This window comes from Mycobacterium sp. MAA66 (assembly GCF_041261665.1).
Lineage (GTDB): Bacteria > Actinomycetota > Actinomycetes > Mycobacteriales > Mycobacteriaceae > Mycobacterium.
Genome location: NZ_JBGCCC010000003.1, coordinates 185,320 through 203,724, shown reverse-complemented (window position 1 = coordinate 203,724; position 18,405 = coordinate 185,320). Strand labels below are relative to the sequence as shown.

The window sequence follows — 18,405 nt, the reverse complement described above, 5'->3', positions numbered from 1 at the left end:
CTCGCTGAGCTAACCGGCCCAGACGTCTTCGACGTAGCGGTCGGCGGTGACCAAGTCCGCCAGCCAGGCTCGGGCGGCGTCGTCGTCGGCTCCGGTGTTGTCGCAGTAAATCTTTCGGAAGGCGTCGCGCACAGCGGGGGCCATCGCAGCACCGTCGCCGCACACATAGACGTGGGCGTTCTTCTCCGGATCGCCCAGCAGATCCCAGACCTCCGCGGCGTCCGCGACAATGCGGTCCTGCACATAGCGGACCTCATCACCGTCCCGCCGGGAGAACGCCGGTCGCATGCGAACCACGCCGAGGCGTTCGGCCTCCTGCGCCTCGTCCCGGAACAGGTAATCCACGTCGGGGTGACGCACCCCGAAGAAGCACAGCGCCGCGGCGAACTGTTCACCGGCCTCCAGGGCGGCCAGCCGGTCACCGATGAATCCCCGGAACGGAGCCACACCCGTCCCGGCACTGACCAGGATGACGTTGCGGGCCGGGTCGGCCCCCGCCCGAAACGCCTGCCGGGCCCGATCTACCCGCATCCGAATCTTTTGTCCTGGACCGGATTCGGCCAAGTAGGTCGATGAGACTCCGCGGAACACCCCGTCCCCGGAGCGGGCCGGACCCTCCAGCACACCCACGACGAGTTCGACCTCACGGGCGCGGCGGCGCGATGACGTGGCAATGGAGTAGTGCCGGGGTGCCATCGGCTCGAACAGTTCCAGAAGTTCGGCCGGGCTGAGCTGGGTGGCCGGGAACTCGGCCATACATGCGGTGACGCTGAGTGCACGCTCTTCGGGATGTTCGGCCAACGCGGTCAGCGCGGCGCGTTCCGGCGGGCACGGGTTGGCCGCTGCCAGCCGCAGCAGCTGGCTCCGGTTGGCCGGCTTGCGAAGTTCGACGAAGTGCGTAAGCAGTTCGCGCACAGTGACTTCCCGGTCGATCGGGATGGCCCGCCGGGTACTGCGGCGCGGGTTGACCGAGATCTGCCGGTCGAGGTTGAGCTCCAGTACTTCGCCGACCTCCTCGACCAACTCCGGGCTGTTGTCCGGCAACACGGTGAGGTGGTCGCCGGTCTGATAGTCGACCCCGTCCGGCAGTGCGATCCTGATCAACCGCTTGTCCGTTCCGATCGGCGAGCCGGTGTCCACCAGGGCGGTGTTGTCCAGCACCGTCGCCGGCTGCACCTGATGGCGGGCGTCGATCGCCGCGGTGACCGGTCCATCGATGGTCCGCAGATCGTAGAGCGGTTCCTCGGCCACCGCGTCGCCGGCGGCCGGCACCTCGGTTCCGAACACGCCTGCCAACGCATTCCACAGAGCCGCGGAGAACTCCTCCACCACCCCGGCGAAATCACCGGAGGTGTCGGCCTCGGTCATCGGAATGAGTTGCTTCGCACCGAGTTCCGCGAGCCTGGAGTCGATGCGCCGCGGCACCGCCAGGTAGGTCTCGGCCCAGTTGCGATCACCGACGCCGAGCACCGCGTACGGCACCGGCGGCAACTGGGCGGCCGCGCAGTCCAGCCAGTCCACAAAAGCCCGGGCATCGTCGGTCGGCATGCCGTTGTACGACGCCGCGACCACCACGACCGCCCCTTGATCCGGTAGCGCGTCGGTCGCGGAATCCAATGCGGCAACGGTCGTCTCATATCCCAGGTCGACCGCCTCGTCGCCGAGCTGCTGTGCCAGCGCCCGACAGTTGCCGAGGTTCGAGCCATGTAGCACAAGCAGTTTCGTGCCAGGCGGCACCGCTGCCCGTGACAGCGCTGTCGCTAGTGCGAACACCGGCGCTGCGGCCGGAGCCTGGCGACGCTGCTCGGGCGTCCGGCGGACCAGTTCGAGGTGAAAGCCCTGCGGCTTACGCAACAAATCACTGTGCGTACGCAGTTGGTAGTGCTCGACATCCAGGAATCGGTAGCGGTGCACCAACGTCGCGATGGCCATGGTCGCTTCGTGCAGCGCGAACTGCCGTCCGATGCACGACCGCGCCCCGGTACCGAACGGCTTGAACAGATTGACCGGCCGCTCACCTTCCACCCGGTCCGGGTCGAAGGTCTCGACGTTGTCGCCCCACTCGGGCTGGCGGTGCAGCGACGAGGTGAACACCGTGACCACCTCGCCCCGACGAACCGGATACTGGCCACCGATCACAGTGTCCGCCAACGCCATTCGGTCGAATTCCCGCACCGGAGGGGACAGCCGCAGCGTTTCGTCGATGATCCGCCGGATGTAGGTGAGCTTGCCGATCTCATCGAACGCCGGCACGTGGTCGTCGTCCGGACCGAACACCGCATCGACCTCGACCTGGGCCCGGTGCAACACCGCGGGGTTCTTGACGATGCTGTAGAGCGCCGTCGGCATCACCGTCGACGTGGTGTCCTGCCCGGCCACCATGAACGTGGCGATCTGGTTGCGGATGCTGAGGTCATCGAGTCGCGGCGTGCCGTCGGGCCCCGGCTGCAGCATCAATGCCAACAGATCATCGAGATCCGCCTCGCCCGCACGGTGCCCCGCGATCAGGCCCTCGATGAAGCTGAAGAGCTTGCTTCGCTCGGACTCGAACACCGCCTGGTCGGCATTGGCTCCGGCCAGCACTTCGTTCAGCACAGCCGCGAAACTTGCTGGGACCTCGGCAAGTCCGTCCTCTTGGAGCGAATCGAACCGGGCTCCGAACCCGGCCAGCCCGACGGTGTCCATGGCCAGCTTGGCCAGGTCTCCGGCCACATCCACCCGACGGGTGCCGACTGCCGCGTCCCACTGTTCGATGAGCTGGCGGTTGATGTCCAGCATGGCCGGCTGATAGCTGCGCAGGCCGCTGAAACTGAAGCCGGGAATCAATACGTCGTGGGCCTCTTGCCAACCCTGCTCACCGGTATACGCGGTGAACAATCCGTTGCCGGCGATCGGCCGGAACCGGGCCAGCCGGTCGGTCAGCCCCTTGGCGAACCGGGTCTCGTCGCACAGTTCGTCGACCAGCGCCAGCGAGCACGCGTAGAGCCGGCGGCTGCCGCCGAAGTCGGCGTAGAACAACGGGCCGTACTGCTCGGTGAGCAGATCAGCCGGCAACGCATAGGGCCGGCCAGGCACCGGGCCGGGTGGCAGCCCGACGCCGACAGCTGAAGGGATTCCGGGGATCTCGGGCGGCACGGCCGGGGACATCACATCTCCCGTCGCTTCGCTCACCCCAAATGTCTCCATTCGCGTCAGCGTAAACGGCCGCCCTGAGAGCCACTTATGGAACGGGCACGTATTCCGGGATCGCGTTGTACTTCTTGGCCACGAATCGCAGATTCGGGTCGCTCACCGCGCCGTTGCGCAACACCTCGCGGTCCAAGTTGTAGTTCATCGACATCACCCACGGTCCGTCCACGCCCTGTCGCGGCAGCGTGTCTGCCACCCGCTGCACGTATCCGGCGGCGAAGTCCAGCAACGGAAGGGTGCCCATTTCCGGGTCCACGACCTCGGGCCGGACTGCGTCAAAACCGTTGGCGTCCATATGACTCAGCAACCGGCAGAAGTGTTCGCACAGCAGCCCGACTTTGAGCGTCCACGACGAGTTGGTGTAGCCGAACGCGAAGGCGAAGTTCGGCACACCCGACAGCATGATGCCCTTGTATGCGACGGTGCGGGCGAAGTCGACCGGCTGGCCGTCCACTGTGAGCGACATGCCACCGAACAACTGGACGTTCAAACCCGTTGCGGTGACGATGATGTCGGCGTTCAAGTGCCGCCCGGACTCCAGCAGGATGCCGGTCTCTGTGAAGGTCGCGATGCGGTCGGTCACCACTGACGCCTTGCCGCTGCCGATCGACTTGAACAGGTCGGCGTCCGGAACCGCGCACAGACGCTGGTCCCACGGGTCATACGCCGGGCTGAAGTGTTCGTCCACCGGATAGCCCTTCGGCAACTGCTTGGCATTGATCGAACGGATCAGCCGACGGGCGACGGCCGGGAATTTCTGGCAAAAGGTATACACCGCACGCTGTTTGGCGATGTTCTTGCGCCGGGCCAGCGCGTACCCGCGCTCCGCGCCGAGCAGTCGGCCGGCCATGTTGGCGAAGGCGTCCTTCGCGGGCACCGGCATGATGTAGGTCGGCGAGCGCTGCAGCATGGTGACGTGCGCGGCGGTGTCGGCCATCGACGGCACCAGGGTCACCGCGGTGGCACCACTGCCGATGATCACCACCTTCTTGCCGGTGTAGTCGAGGTCCTCGGGCCATTGCTGCGGGTGCACGACCTGACCCATGAAACGGTCGCGGCCCGCGAATTCCGGCGTGAAGCCCTGGTCGTAGCGGTAGTAGCCGCCGGCGCAGAACAGCCAGTTGGCGGAGATCTGAATCAGCTCACCGGCACGCTCGACATCGACGAGCCAACGCGCGGTGGCGCTGTCCCAGCCCGCGCCGAGCACCTTGTGGTGAAACCGGATGTTGCTGTCGATGCCGTTCTCGCTGACCGTCTCCCGCAGGTACGCCAGGATCTTGTCGGCGGTGGCGATCGCGTGCTCGTCGCGCCACGGCTTGAACTCGTAGCCGAAGGTGTGCAGGTCCGAGTCCGACCGGATACCCGGGTAGCGGAACAGATCCCAGGTTCCGCCGGTCGCGCCGCGGGACTCCAGGATGGCGTACGTGCGGCCGGGGTGTTCCTGCTGCAGGTAGTAGGCGGCACCGATGCCGGAGATTCCGGCGCCGACGATCAGCACGTCCAACTGCTCGACCTCGGTGGTGTTGGCGGTGTGCTCCATAACTGACTCCCTGGTTGATGGCGCGAAGCGTGGTAACCATGGTCCTGCCCCAAGGCCCTCATCCGAAGGGCAAAAATTCTCAAATTCTAGAATTTCTGGTGCAAAATGCATCACCGGCGATACCCTGGCGTGATGCCCGGGGCACGGCCGTCACCGCAGGTACGCGAGCTGATCCGGCAGTGCGCGCAGGTCGTCGTCAATGCCCGACCCGAATGGCTCGACGAACTCGACCGGGCCGTGCTGGCCGCCAATCCCGCTGTCGCGTGGGACCCCGAACTGGCCGCGGCGGTGAGCCGCAGCAATCGGTCGAACCTGTATTTCTGGAGCACCGCCAACGTCCGTGACCCTGGGGCGCCGGTGCCGCCCAACTTGGGGCACGAGCCGATGGCAGTCGCCCGCGAGGTGGTGCGTCGTGGCCTCGACTCGTACTCATTGGATGCCTACCGGGTCGGCGAAGGCGTCGCTTGGCGGCGACTGATGGAGATCGCGTTCGCGCTGACCTCCGACCCCGCTGAATTACACGAGCTGCTCGACGTGTGTTCGCGTTCGATCAGCGCGTTCATCGAGGCCACCCTGGCCGGCATTGCAGCGCAGATCGAACTCGAACGCGAAGAGCTCACCCGTGGCACGCACGCCGAGCGCCGCGAGACCGTCGCACTGCTGCTGGACGGCGCCCCGATCCCCCGCCAGCGTGCCGAAAGCCGGCTGAACTACGGGCTGGGTGGCGTCCACGCCGCCGCAGTCATCTGGACCGACAACCCGGCCGGTGACCTGTCGGCGCTGGACCGCGCCGCCGAGGCCATCGGCCATGCCGGGCGAGGGCGGGCGCTCATCGTGGTCGCCAGCACGGCCACCCGCTGGGTCTGGGTGCCGGGGCCGGTCGAGGTCGACGCCCTGGCACCGGCCGCGGCCCGCAGCCCCGAGGTCCGTATCGCCATCGGTTCCGTCGGCGATGGCGTGGATGGCTTCCGGCGCAGCCACTTCGACGCGATCACCACTCAGCAGATGATGGCGCGACTGCACTCCCCGCAGCAGATCGCCGAATACACCGATATCGAATTGGTCGCGCTATTGACCGCCGACGCCGACCGCGCTGCAGCGTTCGTCAAACGAATCCTGGGCGATCTGGAGGCCGCTGGACCTGAATTACACACAGCAGTAAGGGTTTTCGTGCACGAGCAATGCAACGTCTCACGCGCCGCCGGCCAGCTGTACACCCACCGGAACACTCTGCTGCGCAGGTTGGCCCGCGCCGAGGAACTGTTGCCGTACCCGCTGTCCGACTGCAGCATCGAGGTGGGTGTTGCGCTGGACGTGCTGTTCTGGCGCGGCGCGCCATGACGGACTAGTTGAACACCGCATCCAGATAACGCAGCGCGTCGGGCTTGGACACCCCCAACGATTGCGCGGTCTCGGCGAAGGCTCGCGCGGCAGCCACCATGGCCGCGTCCGCGGGGTCGGCAGCAGCGACAAAAGTGCCTGACCTGCCACGGGTTTCGAGCACACCCGCCGCTTCCAGCTCCCGATAGGCCCGCGCCACCGTGTTGACTGCCATGCCGAGGCCAGCGGCCAGGTCACGCACCGTCGGCATCCGGGTGCCGGCCGGTAGGCGGCCGACCCGGATCGCCTCGATGATCTGTAGCCGCAACTGATCGAACAGCGGTTGCGACGCCTGCTGATCTATCCGGACCCAGTCCGGTACCTCGGCCATTGGCCCAGTATCACCCGAACCCATTAAGTTGGTGTGATGCGGGTGACAGTGTTCAGCGGTGCGGGCATGTCCGCCGACAGCGGTGTGCCCACGTTCCGCGATGTCGAGACCGGGCTGTGGGCCAAGACCGACCCGTACGAAATCTCCAGCATTGACGCGTGGAACCGGCACCCGGAGAAGGTCTGGGCGTGGTACCTGTGGCGGCACTACATGATGGGCACGGTGTCTCCCAACGACGGCCATCGCGCGGTGGCGGCCTGGCAGGACTACTCCGAGGTGCACGTCGTCACGCAGAACGTGGACAACCTGCACGAGCGGGCCGGCAGCACCCGGGTTTACCATGTCCACGGCAGCCTGTTCGAATTCCATTGCGACACTTGCCACAAGCCCTACACCGACCAGCTTCCCACGATGGCCGAACCGGTACTGGCGGTGGACCCGCCACACTGCACCTGCGGCGGGCTGATCCGGCCCAACGTGGTGTGGTTCGGCGAAGCACTGCCCGAAGACGCGTGGGACAACTCGGTCCAGGCCATCGGCGACACCGATCTGGTGATCACGGTCGGCACCTCGTCGGTGGTCTACCCTGCCGCGGCCCTGCCGGAAGCAGCTGTCCAACAAGGTATCCCGGTGATCGAGGTGAATCCGAACGCCACCCCGTTCTCGGATCAGGCCACCCTGTGCATACGCGAGTCGGCGGCCAGCGCGCTGCCTACCCTGTTGCAGCGCCTGCCCGAGCTGCTACCGAGGATCAGGCGGGCCTGACCGCCCGACCGATCGCAGCCTCCGACATCGGAACCCAACCCGGCAGCATCAGCACCCGGCGTGCGGCGGTGACCTGGAAGCCGGCGCCGACGATGGTCTCTTCGGTGTGCCGGTGCGCATGACAGTTGCCCGAGACGCGCGGCCAGAAGGTCGCATCGAAGAAGCTCTGGACCCGGCCCCGCGGGCCCAGGCTGGCGACGTGCTCGAAGTACCTGAGCTCACCGCCCGGTCGCAGCCGTGAATACATCTGCTGCAGAACGTCTTCCGGCTCACCCACGGAGCAGAGCACCAGCGAGCACACCACTGCGTCGAACAGCTCGTCGGTGTCGAACTGCTCGACGGTCTGCGTTCGCACCGTCACCGGCACCGGCGCGGTGACCGCAGCCTGTTGAGCCAGCACCGCCAGCCTCGCCTCCGGCTCCACAGCGACCACCTCGGTGACGGTGTCCGGGTAGAACTCGAAGTTGGTCCCGGTGCCGGCACCGATCTCGAGCACCCGGCCGGACAGCCCGGCAAGGTTCTCCCGCCGCAACTGCTTCATGAATCGACGTTCGCGAGACGACATGGCGATCCACATCCGGGCGAAGAACGGGTTGTCCACCGCGGCACGGGTGTCAGTCATCGGCCAGTCCTCTCAGTCGGTCGACCATCTCCTGCGGCGTCGCATCCGCGAGCAGTCCCCTCACCATGCCACCCAGGCAGGCGGCGCTGAGCACTTGGTCCGCGAATTCTTCAGGATCGCCGAACGGCAGATACGGCCGCGAGACGAACAGGGCCGCCAGCCCGTGCGCCACCGACCACAGACCCAACGCCGCTGCGGTCACGTCACCACCGGGGTAATTGCCCTCATCGATCAGAGACTGCACCGAATCACGCAGGTGGAGGAAAGCCGCCGTGTTCAGGGCCAGGTCCACGTCGCTGCCCGGTCTGCCTTCGGCCATCATGGCGATCCGGTACAGCTCCGGGTTCTGCCGGGCGAAGCGGACATAGGCCAGGCCCTGTGCCCGCAGCCGTTCCAGCGCGGTCGGTTGTTCGGCGGCCACCTGCTGCATGACCTCGTCGAGCTGCTCGAAGTACCGGCCGCACACCGCGTCCAGCAGGGCATCTTTGTCCGCAAAATGCAGGTAGATCGACGGCGGGGTGACGCCTACCCGCTGGGCGACCGACCGGATGGACACCTCCTTGGCGTGTCCGGTCTCCATTAGCAATTCCGTTGCGGCGTCCAGGATTTCGTCGCCCAGTTGTTCACCGGAACCGCGGGGTGCGCGGCGCCGCTTGGCGAACGTCACAGGGCCGCCGCGCCGGCAGTGGAGGGCACGGGTGGGTCGGCGTCTCCGGACTCACTGATGCCGAGGCGGTGGTGCAGGCGGGTCAGCGGCGCGGGCGACCACCAGCTCCAGCGGCCCAACAGGTGCATGAAGGCCGGCACCAGCACCATCCGGACCAGGGTGGCGTCCACCAGGATGGCCAGAGTCAACCCAAGGCCGAACATCCGCATGAACGAGACCTGCGCAGCGATCAAGGCGCCGAACGATATCGACATCACCAGCGCCGCGGCGGTCACCACCCGCCCGGTGCGGGCCAGACCCAGCGCGACACTCTCGTCGTTGTCGCCGGTCGCCAGCCAGAACTCCCGGATCCGGGCTACCAGGAACACCTCGTAATCCATGGACAGACCGAAGGCGATGCAGAACACCAGCACCGGCATGTTCGCGGCGAGCGTCCCGGTGGCGGTGGTGCCGAGCGCGCCGAGGTGGCCGTCCTGGAACACCCAGACTAGGGCGCCGAACGCCGCGGTGAGCGAAAGCACGTTGAGGACAAGGGCTTTCACCGGAAGTACCACACTTCCGGTGAGCAAGAAGAGCAGCCCGAAGGTGATGACGGCAATGACGCCGAGCACGCCGGGCAGCCGGTCGGTGACGGCCTGCACGCTGTCGCGATTGATCTGGGCCAGTCCGGCCAGCTGCACGCCGCGGTGTTTCGGTCCGCCGACGGCGTGTACCGCGTCCAACTGGGCCTCCGAGGCGTCGGAGAACAGCTGTGCACTGCTGCCGACGGTCAGGAAGGCGCTGCCGTCGGCGATACCGGCACCCGGCCCGGCAGGCCCGGCCTTGCGGCCGCCGACGAAGGTGCCGGTGGGGGCCGATACCGAGCTGACAGCGACGACCCTCGACAGCGCCGCGGCGTACGCATCGAAGTCCGCCGGAGCCAGCCCGGTGGCGTCGGGTATGACGACGCTGATGTCGGTGGCCGAATTGTTGGCGAAGTCGCGGCGCAACTGGTCGCCCACCTGATGTGCGGACGCCGATGTCGGCAGCACCCGCTCGTCGGGGAAGCCCCACTTCACGCCCAGGAACGGCGCACCCAGGACCAGCAGAACCGCGACGACGGCCAGCGCGGCCGGCACCGATCGGCGCATCACGGCTTTGGTCGATCGGTACCAGAACATCTCGTGCACCGGTTTCGGCGCGGCGTCGCGGCGGAGCAACCGCCCGATGCTCAGTGCGTCGAGCCGGTCTCCGAGCAACCAGATCGCGGCGGGAGTGACGATCAGCGCGGCCGCGGCAGCGAACGCCACGACGGCGACGCCGGCGTAGCCGAATGACTTGAGGAAGTACATGGGGAACAGCAGCATGGCGGCCATCGACAATGCGACCGTGACGGCGGAGAACAACACGGTGCGGCCGGCGGTGCCCATGGTGCGCACCAGCGCCCGTTCCCGGGTCTGTCCGTCCGACAGCTCGTCGCGGTAGCGGCTGATGATCAAGAGCGTGTAGTCGATGGCCAGCGCCAGCCCGAGGGCCGTGGCCAGGTTGAGGGCGAAGACCGAGACGTCGGTGGCGAAGGTGATGAGCCGCAGGATCGCCAGGGTGCCGACGATCGCCAGCCCGCCGACCGCCATCGGCACCGCGGCGGCGACCAATCCACCGAACACCCAGACCAGCACCAGAAAGCTGAGCGGAATGGCGATGGACTCCATCAACAGCAGGTCCCGTTCGGTCTGCTTGTTGATCTGGGCGTAGACCATGGCCCCGCCACCTGCTTTCACGCTGACCCCGGGTCGGTCATGCACGACCTGGTCGGCGAGTTCCTGGGCGTATTTCTGCGCGTTGTTCTCGCCGCCGTTGACCCCGGCCACGATCAGTCCGGTGCTGCCGTCCTTACTGATCAGCTCGCTCACCGCGGCCGCCGGCGCGGTCCACGCCGAGGACACGTAAGCGATGTGCGGCGACGCCTTCAGATGGTCGACGATGTCGCGGGCCGTCGCCGTGGCAGCCGGGCTGCGCACCCCGCCGGCTGCGCTGACCGTGACCAGCATGGGCATGTCGCCCTGATGGAACTTGTCGGTCAACAGCCGGCTGGCCCGGGACGACTCGGAATTCGGGTCCTGGAAGCCGCCCGCGGGCAGGCTCTTGATCACCGGAATACCGAAGATCGCCGCGGCGACCATGATCAACGCAGCCACGGCCAGGATTCGCCGGGGCGCGGCGATGGCCAACAACGCGATGCGGTTCAGCATGAGCTCCCCTTCATTACCTAACGTCGATAAGTTATCGCCGATAAGTTACCCGGTCAACTTATTGACGCTAATGAACACGAGTTGGGCCCCGATCGGGTTCACGCGACCGGGCGCAGGGGTGCGGTTTCAGCGCCGCGGAAGCCGTATCAACCGCATCGTCCGGCGCCCCGAAGATGGCCGACGTCACGTTTGCTACCAGTCAGTGAATCAGGCCGCTTCGCCAAACCCCGGCGGCGCATCAAGATCACATGTGGCCTTGGGGAATGTTCGGCTACCCGTCAGTAGACCGGTGCGGCCTCGGCTGAACTTACTCAGAGGTAGAAATTGCCTACTCGGCGGTAAGAATTGCCATCATTTTCCGATTCGTAACTCAAAGATTTCTTAATCGCGACCAATAACCTCAGTGACATGTGGATCGACGACACCAGTGCCGACGTCATCAAGGTTGATTTCGACGCCCTGTACCACGGGGACGTTCTGGTCGAAGGTGACACCTCCGAGCAGTTCCCCGATCTCGCAGAGGCCGTCTGAACTCACGCGCCACGCGCGCTGATCGACGCGGCCATACGGCCATCGTCGGAGAGTTTCTGCCCTCCGACGAAAAAGCCGCCAACCTTGATAGTTGGCGGCTTTTCGTTGTCTTGGGACCGGTCGTTCAGCCGACCATCCCGCCGAGGCGGCCGGTGATGATGGCTTCGGCCTCGGACACGATCCGCGAGATCAGCTCACCACAGGTGGGGATGTCGTGGATCAGGCCCATCACGGTGCCAACAGTCCAGATGCCCGCGTCCAGGTCGCCCTCGTCGAACACCCGGCGGCCCCGCACCCCGGCCACCAGATCCTTGACGTCCTCGAACTGACCGCCGTCCTTGAGGATCTTGACCACCTCGCGCGAAACGGTGTTGCTCGCCACCCGCGCGGTGTTGTGCAGGCTGCGGAAGATCAGCTCGGTGCCCCGCTCATCGCCGGCCACGATCGCTTCCTTGACGTTCTGATGAATGCACGACTCCACCGTGCACATGAACCGGGTACCCATGTTGATGCCATCGGCACCGAGGGCCAGCGCCGCCACCAGACCGCGGGAATCGCCGAAACCACCTGAGGCGATCATCGGGATCTCGATCTCCTTGGCCGCGGCCGGGATCAGCACCAGACCCGGCACATCGTCCTCGCCCGGATGACCGGCGCACTCGAAGCCGTCGATGCTGATGCCATCGACACCCAGGGACTGCGCCTTGACCGCGTGCCGCACCGAGGTGCACTTGTGCAGCACCTTGATCCCGTTGCCGTGGAACATCGGCAGGTGCGGCGCCGGGTTGGAGCCCGCGGTCTCGACGATCTTGATGCCCGCATCGACGATCACCTGGCGGTACTCGTCATACGGCGGCGGGTTGATCGCCGGCAGGATGGTCAGGTTCACCCCGAACGGCTTGTCCGTCAGATCCCGGGTCTTGGCGATCTCATTGGCCAGGTCGGCCGGCGTCGGCTGGGTCAACGCAGTGATGAACCCCAGCCCGCCCGCATTCGCCACGGCCGCAACCAATTCCGCACGCCCCACCCACTGCATACCGCCCTGGGCGATCGGCGCCTCAACGCCGAAGGTTTCGGTGAACTTAGTCTTGATCGTCATAGGTTTCCTTATCTAGCCGGCGGGTTTCAGGACCAGTCGCGGAGCACAGCGTCGGTGTCCGCGCCGGAAACGCCCGGCGGGGTCGGCGTACCCGGCACGCTGCGGGAGAACCGCGGTGCCGGCATGGGCTCCAGGTTGTCGCCGCCCTCGGTGAAGCGGAAGAACGTGTCGCGCTCGGTGATGTGCGGCTCGGTCTCGACCTCGGCGAAGCTCAACACCGGGGTGACGCACGCGTCCGAGCCGGTGAACACCTCGGTCCAGTGGTCGCGCGTCTGCGCCGCGAAAGCCTTGGTGAAGATGTCGCGGAGCTCGGGCCACCGCGCAATGTCGTTCTGTCCGGGCAGATCCGCCGGGTCCAGGCCCAGCTTGGCCAGCAGCTCGGCGTAGAACTGCGGCTCGATGGCACCGACCGCCATGTACTTGCCGTCGGAGGTCTCGTAGGTGTCGTAGTACGGCGCACCGGTGTCGAGCATGTTGGTGCCCCGCTCGTCGCTCCACATGCCCTGGCTGCGGAAGCTCCACATCATCTGCATCAGCACGCTGGAGCCGTCGATCATCGCGGCGTCGACCACCTGGCCCTTGCCCGAGGTCTGCCGCTCCCACAGTGCCGAGAGAATTCCGACGAGCAGGAACATCGAGCCGCCACCGAAGTCGCCGGCCAGATTCAGCGGAGGAACCGGCCGCTGGCCCTTGCGACCGACGGCGTGCAGCAAGCCATTCAGCGAGATGTAGTTGATGTCGTGGCCGGCCTGTAGCGCCCGCGGGCCGGCCTGTCCCCAGCCGGTCATCCGGGCATAGACCAGCTTGTCGTTGATCTTGGCGCAGTCCTCGGGGCCCAGGCCCAGGCGCTCGGTGACGCCCGGACGGAAGCCCTCGATCAGCACGTCGGCCTTGGCGATCAGTTTGAGCACGAGCGCACGGCCCTCGTCGCTCTTCATGTCCGCGGTCACCGACCGACGGTTGCGCAGCATGGTGTCGCCGCTGGGGGCGCCGGTCTTGCTCGGCCGCTCCACCCGGACCACGTCGGCGCCCAGATCGCCGAGAATCATTGCCGCGTGTGGGCCCGGGCCGATGCCGGCCAACTCCACAACACGCAGACCTTGCAAAGGTCCAGCCATCGTCACGCACCTTTTGGTAGATCATCGTCGACCCCGGGTCTGTTGACCGCGACATAGCTTACTTGTATAACGAAGTCTGTCTATCGCGGGCCTCTGCCCGCCTGAATCTGAGGTGCTGCATGAGCTATACCGGATCCGACGATCTGACGGTCTCCCTCTCCGACGGCGTACTCAGCGTGACGCTGAACCGGCCGGACAGCCTGAATTCCTTGACCCAGGACATGCTCGAGGACATCGCCGCCGCAGTGAACCGAGCGGCCGCCGACCCCGCGGTCAAGGTGGTGCGCCTCGGTGGAAACGGTCGCGGATTCAGCTCGGGCGCAGGATTGTCCGCCGAGGACCAGGACGCCAAAAGCCATGACGCCGCAGCGGTTTTGAACGCAGCCAACAGTGCGGTAGCAGCACTGGTGAACCTGCCGAAGCCGGCTGTTGCGGTGGTACACGGCGCAGCCGCCGGTGTCGGGGTGTCCCTGGCATTGGCCTGCGACATCGTGCTGGCATCCGAGCAGTCCTACATTCTTTTGGCGTTCACCAAGATCGGGCTGATGCCCGACGGCGGCGCGTCGGCCTTGGTGGCTGCCTCGATCGGCCGGGCCCGCGCGATGAAGATGGCACTACTGGCCGAGAAGCTGCCCGCGCGCGAGGCATTCGATGCCGGTCTGGTCAGTTCGGTGCACGCCCCCGATGCCTTGGATGCCGAGGTGGAGCGAGTGATCACGGTGCTCAAGTCCGGTCCCGCGGTGGCGCTGCGCAAGACCAAGCAGGCCATCAACGACGCCACCCTGACCGAGCTGAACAATGCCTTCGCCCGCGAAAGTGCCGGACAGATCCAGCTTTTGAACGCTCCCGACCTGCGCGAAGGTATCAAGGCCTTCCAGCAGCGACGCCCCGCGGTCTTCACTGACGCCTAGCCCGCTGGGCGATTTACCCATCAGGTTTCCGGGCAGTGAACGTCCGTTTGCGAGTACAAATCGCTTGACGGGCGCGGGACGATGGTGCGGTGAGTTCCCAGCCCAAAGTCGCGACGCCTGAGCAGCGGGCCGCCGACCGATGGCGGGTCATCGCACCACTACGTTTCCGCGAGTACCGCCTGCTCATCGTCGCCGTCTCGCTGTCGATCTTCGCCGAGGGCATGTGGACGGTCGTAGCCGCGCTGCAGGTCATCGCGCTCGACAACGACCCGGCGGCACTGTCGTTGGTGGCGACCTGCATGGGCGCCGGGTTGGTCTGCTTCGTGCTGGTCGGTGGCATCGCCGCCGACCGGCTCAACCAGCGCAACATCATCATCGCGGTGGAAGCGATCAACCTGGTCACGGTGTCGGCGGTCGCGGCCCTCAGTTCAGCTGGGATGCTTCGTATTTGGCACATGGCGATAGCCGGGGCGTGCCTCGGTATCGGGATGGCATTCTTCTTCCCGGCCTACAGCGCGTTGCTGCCGCGACTGTTGCCGGTCGAACAATTGTTGGCCGCCAACGGCATTGAAGGTGTCGTGCGTCCGGTGTTCCAGCAGGCGATCGGCCCGGCCGTGGCCGGCGTGCTGGTCGGGCTCACGTTCCCCACTGTCGGCGAGGCCACCGTCGCGACATTGTTCGCGGTGGGGCTGGCGCTGCTGATAGCAACGAGACCCGCGGCCGCCCCGACCGACCCCGAACCGGCCGAGCGCAAACACGTTCTACACGACATGCGCGACGGTTTCGCGTTCATGACACGGACCCCGTGGCTGTTGTGGACACTGCTGGTCGCGAGCGTCTACGTGCTGGTGGTGCTGGGGCCGATCGAAGTGCTGGTGCCGTTCATCGCCGAACGGCGCTTCGCCGACGGCCCCAGGGCTTACGGATTCATCATGGCGGGGTTCGGAATCGGCAGTGCCATTGGCGCACTGTCGGTTTCCTATGCGCGCATGCCGCGGCGCTACCTGACGGCGATGATGGCGATCTGGGGTCTGGGCGCGCTGCCGCTGATCATCGTCGGCAGCACCTGGTCGTTCCCGCTCATGTTGGTGGCCACGTTCTTGGTCGGCATCGGTGACGGTGCCAGCATGGTGATCTGGGGGACGCTGCTGCAGCGGCGAGTACCGACCGAGATGCTGGGCCGGGTGGCCAGCCTGGACTTCTTCGTATCGTTGGTGTTCCTGCCGGTGTCCTACGCGATCGTCGGTCCGCTGTCGAAAATCGTTCCCATGCAATGGATCTTCCTGGTGTCCGGCCTGGCCCCGGCGGTGCTGACCGCGATCGCGTACACCGCGGCCCGGATGCACCGCGACGAGCTGGCCCACCCGCTGTGATGTCGGCGTGCTGCGCCCGGCCGCACGCCGACATCGACTAGCCGCGGTGCAGGGTGAGCAGGTGTTCGTAGACCTGGGCGTTGATGCGGTTGTGGTTCACCTCGTCGTCAGTGAGCTCGCGCCGGATCTTGCCAGGGACACCGGCGATCATCGACCGCGGCGGCACCACAAAGCCTTGCGGTACAACAGTTCCCGCAGCGACCAATGATCCTTCGCCGATCCTGGCCCCATTGAGCACGATCGCACCCATGCCGATCAGGGCACCGTCCTCGACCGTGCAGCCGTGCAGCACCGCGTTGTGCCCGACGCTGACGCCGGCCCCGATCTTGGCCGGAAAGCCCGGGTCGACATGCACCGTGCAGCCGTCCTGGATGTTGGAGCCCTCACCGATCTCGATGGGCTCGAACTCGGCGCGCAGGGTGACGCCGTACCAGACACTCGCCCGGGCGGCCAGGGTCACCCGACCCAGCACTGCGGCGTTCGGCGCCACCCAGGATTCGTCGTGAAGCTGCGGTGCATTGCCTTGGATAGGACGTATCAACGGCTCAGACATGCGCGTCATCGTATGCGCGCCGGGCCGGAAAATCGGTAGCCGACCACCGGCCGCATCGATCAGAGTGAAACCGTGACGACACCACGCACCAGCCGTCAAGCGTGGGCGGTGGCCGCGGTCAGCTTCCTGGCCATCCTGGCCGCCGCGGGCTTCCGGTCGGTACCCGGCGTGCTGATGAATCCGCTGCACCACCAATTCGGTTGGTCGCACGCCACGGTGGGGCTGGCCATGTCGGTCAACATGACGTTGTTCGGGCTGACGGCGCCGTTCGCCGCGGCGTTGATGGACCGCTTCGGTATCCGTCCGGTGCTGACGGTGGCGCTGCTCCTCATCACCACCGGGGCTGCCTTATCGGTGTCGATGACTGCCGAATGGCAGCTGGTGTTGTTGTGGGGCGTGCTGGTCGGCACCGGCACGGGCGCAATCTCCATGGGGTTCGTCGCGACCATCGCCACCCGATGGTTCGACGAGCGGCGTGGGCTGGTCACCCGGCGCCGAGCCGCCGCCGAGCACCGGTTTCCGGGCGGCCTTCGACGGCCTCGCCCTGGGTGCGCAGGTGCCGGCATTCTGGTTGTTGGCGGTGAGCTTCGCGATCTGCGGCATGACCACCAACGGCCTGATCGGTACGCACTTCATCCCTGCCGCCAACGACCACGGGATGCCCGCAACGGTGGCCGCCGGACTGTTGGCCACCATCGGCATCCTGGACGTCGCCGGGACCATCTGCTCCGGCTGGCTCACCGACCACCTCGATCCCCGCCTGCTGTTGTTGGTCTACTACCTCGGCCGCGGGGTATCGCTGATGCTGCTGCCGTCGCTGCTTGCGCCGCACACCGAGCCGGGGACCTGGGTGTTCATCATCTTCTACGATCTGGACTGGGTGGCGACCGTGCCGCCGACGATCGTGCTGTGCCGCCAGTATTTCGCCGACCAGACGCCGGTGGTGTTCGGCTGGGTGTTCGCCGCGCACCAGGTCGGTGCGGCCCTGGCAGCTGCCGGCGCCGGATGGTTGCGCGATCAGCAGGGCAACTATGACGTCGCATTCCAGCTGTCCGCCGGCCTGTGCGGGGTCGCCGCGGCACTGTGCTTCTGCGTGCGAAAGCCGCAGGTCAGCCCGGCCCGAGCCGGTCGTCGCTGCGAGGGCTGTTTTTGCTGTTTGCGGTGGTCAGCCTTTACGATCCCAAAGGCGCCGCGCCCTGGGTGTTTCTCGGACCCCACCGGAGTGCGTACGCAATTGATCGAGCTGAGGAGCCGACCGTGAAGACTCACACCAGCAAGCTTCTGGGTGCCGCCGCAGCCATCGCGGCGCTGGCCGTATCGCTGCCGGTCGCCGTGACCGCCCACGCCGACCCGCCGCCGGAGCCGACGGTCAAGGACCTCCCGGACCCGCAGGGCCCGGGCTGCGACAAGGTCAAGGTGGGTATGCCTGGCAATTCGGGCACCAGCCTGGCCAGCAAGCCCGCCAGCGTCGCGCTCGCCGCCATCCCGGCCATCAGTGACTTCAACGCCGCGGTGTCCGGCGGTTTCAACTCCGCGGTGAACATCGACAGCGTGCTGGACAACGGCCCGTACACCATTTTCGCGCCGACCAATGACGCGTTCGCGGCGATGGATCCGGCCAAGCTGGCGGCACTGAAGGCCGATCCGGCGGCGCTGACCAGTTTCGACTACTACCACGTGTTCTTGGGTGTGCTGGGCAATGACACCGTCAAGGGCCAGCGGCCCACCCAGCAGGGTGCCCCGATCAAGGTCACCGGCGACGGCGGCGACATCAAGGTCAACGACACGGCCAAGCTGGTGTGTGGGGCGATCCAGGCCAGCAATGCCCGCATCTTCGTGATCGACACCGTGCTCGACCTGTCCGACGCACCGGCGCCGGTTACCGCCTCCTCGGGCACCTCGGCCACCAGCACGTCGGCAACCCCGACCAGCACCGAGTCCAGCGCGACCTCGACGTCGTCCTCGGCGACTTCGACGACGACCACCTCGGCGCAGCACTGACCGCAGAGCGTTGACATTGCGTTGAGGGTCATGCCCTCTCGCAATTCACCGCCCTGGACGCAACCTCAACGAAACGGCGCCCCTGCCATCAGCA

15 protein-coding genes and 1 pseudogene are annotated in these 18,405 nt (G+C 66.5%); 7 read left to right on the top strand and 9 right to left on the bottom strand.

What is annotated here, in order from left to right:
• Nucleotides 1-9: 9 nt before the first annotated feature.
• Together ABIA30_RS13235 and ABIA30_RS13230 are read right to left on the bottom strand one after the other, a co-directional pair.
• Nucleotides 10-3,186 carry a cytochrome P450 gene (locus tag ABIA30_RS13235; RefSeq protein ID WP_370065952.1) on the bottom strand — a complete coding sequence of 1,059 codons (3,177 nt, stop codon included), beginning with the start codon at nucleotides 3,184-3,186 and terminating at the stop codon, nucleotides 10-12.
• Nucleotides 3,187-3,220: 34 nt separating this feature from the next.
• Complete coding sequence (locus ABIA30_RS13230; protein WP_370065950.1) at nucleotides 3,221-4,729, bottom strand: flavin-containing monooxygenase; 1,509 nt, start codon at nucleotides 4,727-4,729, stop codon at nucleotides 3,221-3,223.
• Between the two features lie 132 nt (nucleotides 4,730-4,861).
• Between ABIA30_RS13230 and ABIA30_RS13225 the strand changes: the two genes are divergently transcribed.
• The gene (locus ABIA30_RS13225; RefSeq protein ID WP_370065948.1) at nucleotides 4,862-6,070 is read left to right on the top strand and encodes a PucR family transcriptional regulator; all 1,209 of its coding nucleotides are present in this window, start codon (nucleotides 4,862-4,864) and stop codon (nucleotides 6,068-6,070) included.
• A 4-nt stretch (nucleotides 6,071-6,074) separates the two neighbouring features.
• On the opposite strand, the gene ABIA30_RS13220 is transcribed toward ABIA30_RS13225, so the two are convergent.
• Nucleotides 6,075-6,440, bottom strand: a complete 366-nt coding sequence (locus ABIA30_RS13220; protein ID WP_370065946.1) for a GntR family transcriptional regulator — start codon at nucleotides 6,438-6,440, stop codon at nucleotides 6,075-6,077.
• 36 nt (nucleotides 6,441-6,476) lie between these two features.
• On the opposite strand from ABIA30_RS13220, the gene ABIA30_RS13215 reads away from it, so the two are divergent.
• Nucleotides 6,477-7,205, top strand: coding sequence for an NAD-dependent deacylase (locus tag ABIA30_RS13215; RefSeq protein WP_370065944.1), 729 nt, complete (start codon nucleotides 6,477-6,479; stop codon nucleotides 7,203-7,205).
• Here ABIA30_RS13215 and ABIA30_RS13210 read toward each other — a convergent pair.
• The 3 genes from ABIA30_RS13210 to ABIA30_RS13200 are packed head-to-tail and all read right to left on the bottom strand — an operon-like array spanning nucleotide 7,192 to nucleotide 10,725.
• The gene (locus tag ABIA30_RS13210) at nucleotides 7,192-7,827 is read right to left on the bottom strand and encodes a class I SAM-dependent methyltransferase (protein WP_370065942.1); all 636 of its coding nucleotides are present in this window, start codon (nucleotides 7,825-7,827) and stop codon (nucleotides 7,192-7,194) included. The genes ABIA30_RS13215 and ABIA30_RS13210 overlap by 14 nt on opposite strands.
• A complete protein-coding gene (locus tag ABIA30_RS13205) occupies nucleotides 7,820-8,494 on the bottom strand; it encodes a TetR/AcrR family transcriptional regulator (protein ID WP_370065940.1) in 675 nt (224 codons plus the stop codon). Before ABIA30_RS13205 ends, ABIA30_RS13210 begins: the two co-directional genes overlap by 8 nt.
• Nucleotides 8,491-10,725 (bottom strand): MMPL family transporter, encoded by a 2,235-nt coding sequence (locus ABIA30_RS13200; protein ID WP_370065938.1) that lies wholly within the window; start codon nucleotides 10,723-10,725, stop codon nucleotides 8,491-8,493. The genes ABIA30_RS13205 and ABIA30_RS13200 overlap by 4 nt, the downstream gene beginning before the upstream one ends.
• 408 nt (nucleotides 10,726-11,133) lie before the next feature.
• Between ABIA30_RS13200 and ABIA30_RS13195 the strand changes: the two genes are divergently transcribed.
• Nucleotides 11,134-11,256, top strand: coding sequence for a hypothetical protein (locus ABIA30_RS13195; protein ID WP_019510862.1), 123 nt, complete (start codon nucleotides 11,134-11,136; stop codon nucleotides 11,254-11,256).
• A 124-nt stretch (nucleotides 11,257-11,380) separates the two neighbouring features.
• Here ABIA30_RS13195 and ABIA30_RS13190 read toward each other — a convergent pair whose 3' ends face one another.
• Complete coding sequence (locus ABIA30_RS13190; protein ID WP_370065935.1) at nucleotides 11,381-12,355, bottom strand: NAD(P)H-dependent flavin oxidoreductase; 975 nt, start codon at nucleotides 12,353-12,355, stop codon at nucleotides 11,381-11,383.
• Between the two features lie 26 nt (nucleotides 12,356-12,381).
• Nucleotides 12,382-13,473: a CaiB/BaiF CoA transferase family protein gene (locus tag ABIA30_RS13185; RefSeq protein WP_370065933.1), complete on the bottom strand. Its 1,092-nt coding sequence runs from the start codon at nucleotides 13,471-13,473 to the stop codon at nucleotides 12,382-12,384.
• Between the two features lie 119 nt (nucleotides 13,474-13,592).
• Between ABIA30_RS13185 and ABIA30_RS13180 the strand changes: the two genes are divergently transcribed.
• The gene (locus ABIA30_RS13180; RefSeq protein WP_370065931.1) at nucleotides 13,593-14,384 is read left to right on the top strand and encodes an enoyl-CoA hydratase; all 792 of its coding nucleotides are present in this window, start codon (nucleotides 13,593-13,595) and stop codon (nucleotides 14,382-14,384) included.
• An 89-nt stretch (nucleotides 14,385-14,473) separates the two neighbouring features.
• On the top strand, nucleotides 14,474-15,757 hold the full coding sequence (tet(V), locus tag ABIA30_RS13175; RefSeq protein WP_370065929.1) for a tetracycline efflux MFS transporter Tet(V): 1,284 nt from the start codon (nucleotides 14,474-14,476) through the stop codon (nucleotides 15,755-15,757).
• Between the two features lie 37 nt (nucleotides 15,758-15,794).
• On the opposite strand, the gene ABIA30_RS13170 is transcribed toward tet(V), so the two are convergent.
• Nucleotides 15,795-16,310, bottom strand: a complete 516-nt coding sequence (locus ABIA30_RS13170) for a gamma carbonic anhydrase family protein (protein WP_370065927.1) — start codon at nucleotides 16,308-16,310, stop codon at nucleotides 15,795-15,797.
• A gap of 54 nt (nucleotides 16,311-16,364) precedes the next feature.
• Between ABIA30_RS13170 and ABIA30_RS13165 the strand changes: the two are divergent.
• Both ABIA30_RS13165 and ABIA30_RS13160 read left to right on the top strand, forming a co-directional pair.
• Nucleotides 16,365-17,571 (top strand): annotated as a pseudogene (locus ABIA30_RS13165) (MFS transporter).
• A complete protein-coding gene (locus ABIA30_RS13160; RefSeq protein WP_370065925.1) occupies nucleotides 17,568-18,311 on the top strand; it encodes a fasciclin domain-containing protein in 744 nt (247 codons plus the stop codon). The pseudogene ABIA30_RS13165 and the gene ABIA30_RS13160 overlap by 4 nt, the downstream one beginning before the upstream one ends.
• Nucleotides 18,312-18,405: the final 94 nt, after the last annotated feature.

Bases quoted from the DNA above. Each gene is read 5' to 3' on its own strand.
- ABIA30_RS13235 (WP_370065952.1), bottom strand. From the start codon at position 3,186: ATGGAGACATTTGGGGTGAGCGAAGCGACGGGAGATGTGATGTCCCCG.
- ABIA30_RS13230 (WP_370065950.1), bottom strand. From the start codon at position 4,729: ATGGAGCACACCGCCAACACCACCGAGGTCGAGCAGTTGGACGTGCTG.
- ABIA30_RS13225 (WP_370065948.1), top strand. From the start codon at position 4,862: ATGCCCGGGGCACGGCCGTCACCGCAGGTACGCGAGCTGATCCGGCAG.
- ABIA30_RS13220 (WP_370065946.1), bottom strand. From the start codon at position 6,440: ATGGCCGAGGTACCGGACTGGGTCCGGATAGATCAGCAGGCGTCGCAA.
- ABIA30_RS13215 (WP_370065944.1), top strand. From the start codon at position 6,477: ATGCGGGTGACAGTGTTCAGCGGTGCGGGCATGTCCGCCGACAGCGGT.
- ABIA30_RS13210 (WP_370065942.1), bottom strand. From the start codon at position 7,827: ATGACTGACACCCGTGCCGCGGTGGACAACCCGTTCTTCGCCCGGATG.
- ABIA30_RS13200 (WP_370065938.1), bottom strand. From the start codon at position 10,725: ATGCTGAACCGCATCGCGTTGTTGGCCATCGCCGCGCCCCGGCGAATC.
- ABIA30_RS13195 (WP_019510862.1), top strand. From the start codon at position 11,134: ATGTGGATCGACGACACCAGTGCCGACGTCATCAAGGTTGATTTCGAC.
- ABIA30_RS13190 (WP_370065935.1), bottom strand. From the start codon at position 12,355: ATGACGATCAAGACTAAGTTCACCGAAACCTTCGGCGTTGAGGCGCCG.
- ABIA30_RS13185 (WP_370065933.1), bottom strand. From the start codon at position 13,473: ATGGCTGGACCTTTGCAAGGTCTGCGTGTTGTGGAGTTGGCCGGCATC.
- ABIA30_RS13180 (WP_370065931.1), top strand. From the start codon at position 13,593: ATGAGCTATACCGGATCCGACGATCTGACGGTCTCCCTCTCCGACGGC.
- ABIA30_RS13170 (WP_370065927.1), bottom strand. From the start codon at position 16,310: ATGTCTGAGCCGTTGATACGTCCTATCCAAGGCAATGCACCGCAGCTT.